Raw genomic sequence first — 6,876 nt, 5'->3', positions numbered from 1 at the left:
CCGCGGATCTTCACCTGATCGTCGTTGCGGCCCAGGAACTCAAGATTGCCGTCCGGCAGGTAGCGTGCCAGGTCGCCGGTCCGGTACAGCCGGTCGCCTTCGACAAAGGGACTGGCGATGAACCGCTCGGCTGTCAGCTCGGGGCGGTTCAGATAGCCCCGTGCCACCCCCGCCCCGCCAATGTAAAGCTCGCCAACCGCACCGAACGGCACGGGCGCGCCATGGCCGTCCAGCAGGTACACCCGCGTGTTGGCGATTGGACGCCCGATGTGAGGCATCTCGGACCAACATGACGGATCGGCTGCAAGGCGGTGCTCGGAAATGACGCTGATTTCTGTGGACCCATATTGATTGATCAATCTCGCGTTCGGGTGTGCTTCGAAGAACGCCCTAAGCAGCGGAGTGGCGTGCAATCGCTCGCCGGCTGTATAAAACTCTCTTAAAGAGGGCAGCTGTACGCGCTGCCTGCTCCAGACTTCCGCGAAATGATTCAATGCTACGAAAGGGAGGAAAAGCCGCTCGATTGCCTCCCGCTGTAAAAATTCCAGCAGGTCGGAGAAGCGCCTCCGGGTCTCTTCCCGCACGAGCACAAGCGCTCCGCCGTCCTTCCAACAGATGAACAACTCCTGACAGGACACATCGAAGTTCAGGGTCGCAAATTGAAGTGTGCGCAGTTTTGACGCGCCGATTCCCGCAAGCGAATTCACGAGTGCGCCGTGGGACATTTCAACGCCCTTGGCGATTCCGGTTGAGCCGGATGTATAGATGACATAGGCGAGATGGCGCGATGTGAGGCCAAGCGTGACTGGGTCCGGGTTCGAAGGCGGCCGCTCGGTCCAGGGCGGGGCCGCCGTCTCCAGTTCGACCACCGTCGCATCGGCCACGGCTTCGGCGCCCAATGCGGTTTGGCCGGCGACATCGCAAAGCAGCAGTTTCGGTTTTGCATCGTCGACGATTTGCCGCAGCCGCGCTGAGGGATACGCCGGATCTAGCGGCAGATAGGCGCCTCCGGCCTTCATGATCGCCAAGACACCAACCACCATCGCTAGGCTGCGTCCCAGGCAGATCGCCACCGGCTGATCCGGCTTGACGCCGAGCTCGATCAGATGATGCGCCAGCCGGTTGGCGCGCGCATTGAGTTCGCCATAGCTTAGTTTCTCATTATTATGGACCACCGCCACCGCATTCGGCGCCTTTTGCACCTGCGCCTCGAACAACTCATGGATACATCGCTGAAACGAAAAGGGCGCCGCCGTTCGATTCAAATCTTCAAGTAGATACGTGCGTTCGTCGGTTGGCAGAACGCCGATTCGGCCAACAGACTGCCCCGCATCGTCCATCACGCCGCGTAACAAAGCTTGCAAATGATGCGTCATGCGGTCAATCTGGTTCGGCGCTAATCGAGCGGCATCAAAATGCCAGCGGAAGCTCCCATCCAGAGCGCAAACCTCAAACGTCAGCAAATCGCCGCATAAGGCTCGGGCCGCCTTATGGCTCGTCGACAGATCGTCGGCGACGGAACAGCTCTCTGTCGTGATGGCAATGCCAATCGGCCAAGGCTGGCGCGACTGTAACGCCTCCACACTTCGCAATGTCGGGCAGCGCGCGATAAGATCCCGGGCATAGGTAGCGTGCGTCCTCAGCTGAGCGACTTCGGCTGCTACGGTTGTGCGCACTTCTTCAAAATCATGAGAAAGCTCAATGCAAACATCCATCGGAACGACGGAGGCGATCAACATCTCGACGAGTTTGCAGCCAGCTTGCAATCCGTCCCATGCAGGCTTCCATCCCAGTTGAAGCTTTTTTTGCCCCGTGATCCGAGCGAGATAGATCAGCCAAGCCGTTACCAAATATTCCGAGCGATCTTGTGGGGAAAGTTCAGCCAAAGCACTTGGGCTAACCCACGAACTCGACTGCCATCGGGAAGGCGCCGCAGCCGCGGATGATGACACGAAAGGAGGATGCAATCTTCTAAACTGCTCGAGGCGCCGTCGCCAAAACTCCTCCCCGCGCGCCAGCAGCTCATGTGGGCCAGATATGCTCTGCACCTGTTCATCGCTCATTCCGCATCACCAAATATGGTGCCGGCAGTATCGCAGCTGCCGCTCAACCGCGTCAGCGTTTCTGGTAAGCGTTCTCATCGAACGACTCCTCCTCTATGGCGCGCTTTAGAGGATTACGCATGTATCGTGCCAACGGTGAAATCGGGTGCAATCACTGCGATCGTCACAGCGGTACTATGTCAGTTCTCCAACAGCGTCGCCCGACATCGTACAACTGAGCGCGCCATTAATCGGCATAAGCATCCACCGCCTGGTCTTCCGGACAAGCCTGGACTCCCAAAGTAATTTGTCGGCTCAGCCGAACCGCATCGCGTCCGCCTTTCGCAAAACCGGGACAAAGAGTTTTTCTGAGGTCCGCGCGTGCGGTACGGGGCAATGCTGGATGGCTCGAGTAAACGTTTCTGGCAATTAGCGGCAGTTCATATTGGATTGGTGTTTCTTCGCATCGCTCAATATGTGGAGCCTGCCGGGTCGTCGAGCTTGTGGCGCTCGGTTCCGGTGAGGGGCGGGTTGAAGATGCTAACGAGGATCAAGTCCTTTCCCCGTCCCCCGCGCAGGAAATGCTTGTCATGCTTGTCAAGCACATACATGTCGCCCCGGCGAATGGGAAAGACATTGCCGTCCATGTCCTCGACCTCGCCCTCTCCGCCGATGCAGTAGCAGGCTTCGAGATGATTCCGGTATTGCAGAAGGGAAACGGTGTTGGCGCGCACGACGGTGTGGCAGATGCTAAAACCCATGCCGTCCTTATCCGTCAGAAGGCGGTGGCTAGTACCATTGCCCCAATCGACGAAGTGATCGGTTGCTTCAACGTCGTGCAGACTACGCACAATCATAGTGTTAGATTGCCCCGTGCAGATTGAAGTGATTGATCCAAAGGCTGGAGGCGCTTGTTCTGCCCCGGAACTGCGACCTCCCGTGTCGCGCGGCCGACTGGGATCTCTGTCGAAAACCCCCGCCGCCGGATGCTGAGAACCCGTGCAGTAATCCCAGGGGATTGGCTACACGCAAACGCCCTGCCATTTGCCCCACATCGACTATTAAAACTATAGGCGCGAGGGTATTTCGCAGCCGCCCCGATCGGCGCGTACCAGCTTGATGTTCCACCTTTCGCGCGGTACCGCTTACCTTTGTATTTCCCAGAATGCTGCTGGAGATATTGCCGGCGACATGAACTGTCTCCAGTCGGAGATTTGGCAAGTCGTTTCCTTCCTTGCTGTCCCTCTCGCCGCGAATACGGTTCCCCAGCGTCTCAGCTAGGAGAGCAAATGTCATGCCGCGATAGGAGACCGATGAAAGATAAAAGTTGTGGCTGTCTCAGCTGGCTAGCGATTAGAACGATTTGGCTGGGCGTGTAGCCAATCTAACAAACTGGCGAGATATTGGCCGAATACAAACAGATCCTCGAGCGAGAACCGGTCGAGCAGAGCGGAGCGTCAAGATCCCCAAACCGCTTCAATCCGCTTTTAGAAGTTGCAAACTACTCCTGGCGTCACGCTCGGAAAACTCGTTGTGACGTCGGAAATCCTTGGCACAAGCTGCGCCGCCCTGTGGCTGTCCGTTGAGCTATTTCTTTTTTTTCGCAACCTTGCGCTTCGGCTTCCGCGTTCTGGCCTCGCCGATTTAGCAGACTTTGACTCGGAGGGAGGCTTCTTCGCTCGTGGCGATCTTGGGCGGGTCTTCTTAGTCACACGAGCATCTTGAAAGGCGCTCTGCACTCGTCGTCGATCGGCTAACACCTGGACGCGGTGTTGCAAGCTCTCAGCCTCATTCGTCCGGTCAGCGGCGCGGAAATGGTCTGCGGCCCTTCGGAAACACGCCTCTGCAGCTTCGAGATCGTCAGGCTTTGAGTAAGCTCCCCTCTGAGCGAGAGAGTGTCACCTTTTGGCTTCGGGCGCGCGCCACAAATTTGAGAAATCGGTCGCTTATCCCAAACACCTGTTGCTTCCAGTCAATCAAGAGCCGCTGCACCAGCTTCTCGCGGTGAACGGCAGACAGAGTGGGGCGCGAGCGAGAGACGGCTTCCACATGCAGCTGCGCCACCAAAGCTCGGGCGAGCGCGCGGAACGCTTCTTGAGGTTCATGCGCGGACGCCGCAAATGCGCGCTCGGTGACCTTATCGGATAAAATCCGGGTTCGGGCGGGCTCCCAAATGCCACCGCGCCCCGCGCAGGTCAGCAGATCAGGCCGCCCGGGGTCCCGGACGCGCACGTCGTTCGCGGCTCCGCGCCTAGCTCGCCGGCATGTCCGCCCCCTTTCCGAAGGCCAAACGCGAGCGGGAAGGTCTCGGCCGAAAGAGACTCGAGCGCGGTCTGCTCTTCGGTGAGGCGTTTTTCGATGAACTGACGTTCGACATCCGACAGGTTCGACTTCAGCAGGCGACGATAGCGGTGGATATTGTTGCGGTGAGCACGAATGCGGGCAAAGTATTCATCGAGCATCCTGGACGCTCCTGACGTCGTCGCAATGTCTACAGAGAGATATTCAGGCGAGCATGTCGTCGGTTAGTGCGCCGCCTGTCATCGCATCTCCACGCCGTTCGGCATGGCAGTTCGTGATATCACTCCTAGCATTTCCATTTCGATGATCTGCAGCGTTTTTGGCTCGCCATACACCGTTTTTCTGCTCCGCTAATCCCTCAAACAGAGCTGGACGCCTGCAAGGCGCAAGGAATATTCGGCAAGCCGCCGGTGGCGGACGCTTGTCGCCAACAAGCTCGCCCGTCAGTATTCTCTCGCGGCGAGCTGAACATCATCTGCCGATGTGCTATACGCAGCTTCGTTGAGAACAGGTTTGCTTGAGAGTTTCGGATGTCTCTTTCGATTGGATTGATTGTGGAAGGCTATGTGAAACTAAACAACCGCAGCGCGCTGGAGAACCTTCTGACACATCGGCGGGAGCTACTGCAGAAGTTGAACCGCGTTACCGGAATTGATCCGAAGGAAGCAATCGCTCAGGTCAGTCAAGAAATCACAGTGATCGAAAAGGCACTTGCGGCGCTCCCACAGGAGTAAACAGCAACGGCGCACCGGCTCGCGTGAGTTGACGGCGCTCCGGCGCCGAAGACTGACTTCGCCCGCATTTGCGGATGAATGTTATGAGCACAACGCCTCACCGGTATCGTGGCGCGCAAGGATGCGTGCGCCAAGGCTTGGATGCGCTGCCTTTTGTGCGAGCTGCTCTCTTTAAACGATTGGCCGCTCGCAGGAGCAACCCGCCTACCGATTCATATATGCAAATGCGGCGCGGCGACTTGCATGGGCCGATCGTGACGTATCGTGGCAACGACCTCGGGGGACTAAGATTGACTGCCGGTGCTTGTTCGCAAAACAGATCTTCGTTCGGAAGGGCGGGACTGGTTGGATGGTTTATTATCGAGAGCGCAAGCGGCCAGCGTTGATCGGAACCGGCTTAGCAGCCAATCTAACCGTTGAACAAGCGGATGCTTACCGCTTCGCGGGGAAAAAGGTCTGATTTGGCGCAGAGCATTCGAGATGCCAGATCGTGTCATCGTCCGAGCCTGCACATGCGATTGTATATGAGCGCATCAACTCCTGCGGCCAGGAACGCTCGCCCGCAACGATGAGACGCTGCGCCCGTGTCCATCGTACAAAGATTCCGTTGGACGCGCAGCTGACGGACACCGCGCGCTGTTTCTCAATCGGCAACCGACCGCCGCAGGTTGGTGAATGTCGCCCACGACATGAACAATGAACTTCAACACGCGGATCCGTTCGCGTCCGCTGCGCGCGAAAGGATGCGCCATGACAATGCTCCACCGGATGACGCTGCGTCTTGGGTGACGTAGGCCGCCATCGATTTGCGACCACAACAGACCTCTGCGAGCTGGCCGGATCGCTACGCCGCAGGCGGCGCGACGGCGCGAAAACTAGAGAACGGGCCAGGATCTTCAGCACTGCGACTTGTAAATTCACCTCGATGACAAGCCGGGTCCTAGGTGTATCGCCACATCGTTGGCGCTTTGGAAAGAGCCTCCCGACCGATCTGTCTAAGCAGATCGGGGCGCGTCTCACCTCTGGTGGCCGCCTCCAGGATTTTGGAGGCAACGTAGGCGCGGACGCCAGCGTCATACGGTGGGACGTTCTCGCAAACCTCCTCCAGGATCGTGCGCAGGAGCGCGGTCGTGGCACCGTCGAGCATTGGGAGATCTCCCTCATCCCATCGAGGAAGATAATGGGCATTTGCTGGACCGCAACGCAAGTACATCAGATCGTATGAGGCTTCGCGACTGCGGGTCAGCCGATTTTCACGGCGGTGCAATGTCCAGCATCTCTGCGATCGCTAATCAACTGCGGTAGCTCGCCTAATCGGCCTGCTTTTGCTCTTCTCGTCGCTTCTCTCCGGCTTAGCAGACAAGTTTGGCAGAGCTCAGAGCCCAACGCGACGCCCTGCGATTACGCAGGGTGTGCTGGGACTTCTATTGGGCGCCGGACTGGTTGGCCGGCTGCGGCAGGCCAATGTGTTCGTAGGTTGCCAGTTCGGTTGCGGACCTCTTGCCGCTTATCGCGCCCGCCGCGCCCAACCAAGCCCGAAGGCTTCGCCTCTTGCACTGTAGAGGGACATCGCGATCAATTGTTGCGATGAAGCATATCTTCACGCCAAAAACCAGCGCCGGCCCCGTGTTTGACGACGAAATCGCGCCAAGATCCGACACCTACGAACAGTGATCCGTGACTCGCCCCCTAGCCGCTCTTGGCGATCTTTATGCAGGTTGGGGAGTGAGCTGGCCCCGGTTGTCTGAACAGAATATCCGCGTCGATAAGTGGAGCCTCTGCCGGGGTTAGGCTGCCGT

Annotated in this window: 5 protein-coding genes; 1 reads left to right on the top strand and 4 read right to left on the bottom strand. The window is 58.2% G+C overall.

The features are described from left to right. From D6B98_RS39125 to D6B98_RS39110, 3 genes are all read right to left on the bottom strand, one after another. The coding region (locus D6B98_RS39125) for a non-ribosomal peptide synthetase (RefSeq protein ID WP_126262196.1) at positions 1 to 2,063 on the bottom strand (2,063 nt) is incomplete at its 3' end. Positions 2,064 to 2,512: 449 nt separating this feature from the next. After that, a complete protein-coding gene (locus tag D6B98_RS39115; RefSeq protein WP_126262194.1) occupies positions 2,513 to 2,899 on the bottom strand; it encodes an ectoine synthase in 387 nt (128 codons plus the stop codon). 1,338 nt (positions 2,900 to 4,237) lie between these two features. Next, entirely contained in the window at positions 4,238 to 4,504 is a 267-nt protein-coding gene (locus tag D6B98_RS39110; RefSeq protein ID WP_235884962.1) for a DUF4349 domain-containing protein, read from the bottom strand. Between the two features lie 369 nt (positions 4,505 to 4,873). Here D6B98_RS39110 and D6B98_RS39105 point away from each other — a divergent pair, with 369 nt between their 5' ends. Beyond that, complete coding sequence (locus D6B98_RS39105) at positions 4,874 to 5,077, top strand: hypothetical protein (RefSeq protein ID WP_126262193.1); 204 nt, start codon at positions 4,874 to 4,876, stop codon at positions 5,075 to 5,077. A 940-nt stretch (positions 5,078 to 6,017) separates the two neighbouring features. Here D6B98_RS39105 and D6B98_RS41305 read toward each other — a convergent pair. Further along, on the bottom strand, positions 6,018 to 6,224 hold the full coding sequence (locus D6B98_RS41305) for a hypothetical protein (RefSeq protein WP_126262192.1): 207 nt from the start codon (positions 6,222 to 6,224) through the stop codon (positions 6,018 to 6,020). Between the last annotated feature and the right edge of the window lie 652 nt (positions 6,225 to 6,876).

Origin of the sequence: Bradyrhizobium sp. LVM 105, from assembly GCF_003957705.1 — a bacterium.
In the GTDB taxonomy this organism is placed as follows: domain Bacteria; phylum Pseudomonadota; class Alphaproteobacteria; order Rhizobiales; family Xanthobacteraceae; genus Bradyrhizobium; species Bradyrhizobium frederickii.
The sequence above is the reverse complement of the archived record's forward strand: the minus strand, read 5'-3'. Positions and strand labels throughout refer to the sequence as shown.

Bases quoted from the DNA above. Each gene is read 5' to 3' on its own strand.
- D6B98_RS39110 (WP_235884962.1), bottom strand. From the start codon at position 4,504: ATGCTCGATGAATACTTTGCCCGCATTCGTGCTCACCGCAACAATATC.
- D6B98_RS39105 (WP_126262193.1), top strand. From the start codon at position 4,874: ATGTCTCTTTCGATTGGATTGATTGTGGAAGGCTATGTGAAACTAAAC.
- D6B98_RS41305 (WP_126262192.1), bottom strand. From the start codon at position 6,224: ATGCTCGACGGTGCCACGACCGCGCTCCTGCGCACGATCCTGGAGGAG.
- D6B98_RS39115 (WP_126262194.1), bottom strand. From the start codon at position 2,899: ATGATTGTGCGTAGTCTGCACGACGTTGAAGCAACCGATCACTTCGTC.